Source organism: Baaleninema sp., from assembly GCF_049974805.1.
Taxonomy (GTDB): domain Bacteria; phylum Cyanobacteriota; class Cyanobacteriia; order Cyanobacteriales; family Geitlerinemataceae; genus Baaleninema.
Genome location: NZ_JBNGCO010000243.1, coordinates 1 through 1,082, shown reverse-complemented (window position 1 = coordinate 1,082; position 1,082 = coordinate 1). Strand labels below are relative to the sequence as shown.

Genomic DNA, 1,082 nt, shown 5'->3' with positions numbered 1-1,082 from the left:
GTTCATGGGCAATTTCGGCGTCTGGCCGCGATTCCTATCTCTTTCTTATTGTGACATTGACGGTTGAGGGTCGATCGATCGGCCTCGGTTCGGATTTCCGAGGCGGTTCTGAGGCGTGACGCGGAATGTCGGGGGAAGATAGGGTACGATCGATATGGGTAGATTTCTACACTTACCGCAATCTCGCCAGACCCGAGTCCCGGAATCTTGAAGATTCTGGGACTCGGGCTTTTCTAAAAATCTCTCTTAGAGTCCTAACCAAACTCGTAAAGACTGCTCTAATCGATCGATATCGACCTTAGCTAACTGTCCGATTTTTTTGATAGCTAAGCTTCGATCGACCGTGTATAATCCTCGTTTGAACGCTGTTTCAACATTGAAACCGGCTTCTGAACACCTAGTAAGAACAAACTCACCTGGAAGAAGAGAACTCGTCCGGCTTGTTAGTGGAACAACGATAATGTCTTGCGAAATGTGCGGCTCGCTGACAACAACCGCAGGTCTGATTTTTGAACGCGATAAGTCCGAAAAAGGATACCGGACTAAGAGGACTTCATCCTTAGAGGAGTTCGTTGTAGACATCGTCCTCTAAATTGTTCCAAATCTTGTTTAAAGAAGTCTGACTAGCCTGTTGCCAAAACTCTTTCTCGTCACTGGAAAGTACGGTAACAAGCACCTGGCTTCCTTCTTCCAGTTCGCTCGATTCTAGAAGTTCGAGTTTCCCATCTCGAACCGTTGCCCAAACTGTTTTAACCATTCCCTCAATCCCTCTCGAATCGTTCTAACTTACCGAAATCTAACTTACCGAAAAATGTCGATCGCCGGGCTAACAGCACGACCTCAGTACGGGACAAAAGTGATGAACTGTAGGTTGGGTTTCCTCCGTCAACCCAACCGTAGCAAGCCTGAAGCGCGAGTGGATTGGGTAGAGCGATAGTGAAACCTAACCTACGGACTCATCAAGGCTTCAGACAACGTTTAATTTTTTGTCCCGTACTCAACAGCACGAGCCATCTCTTTAGTTTTAACCCACTTCGCCTCACTGAACTGCCAGATACCACCACAACAGCGAACCTCACGCG

Annotated in this window: 2 protein-coding genes; both read right to left on the bottom strand. The window is 47.5% G+C overall.

The features are described from left to right. Window positions 1–246: 246 nt before the first annotated feature. Window positions 247–582 (bottom strand): type II toxin-antitoxin system PemK/MazF family toxin, encoded by a 336-nt coding sequence (locus ACP5D4_RS21645; RefSeq protein ID WP_428013674.1) that lies wholly within the window; start codon window positions 580–582, stop codon window positions 247–249. Beyond that, entirely contained in the window at window positions 560–757 is a 198-nt protein-coding gene (locus tag ACP5D4_RS21640) for a hypothetical protein (protein WP_428013673.1), read from the bottom strand. The genes ACP5D4_RS21645 and ACP5D4_RS21640 overlap by 23 nt, the downstream gene beginning before the upstream one ends. Between the last annotated feature and the right edge of the window lie 325 nt (window positions 758–1,082).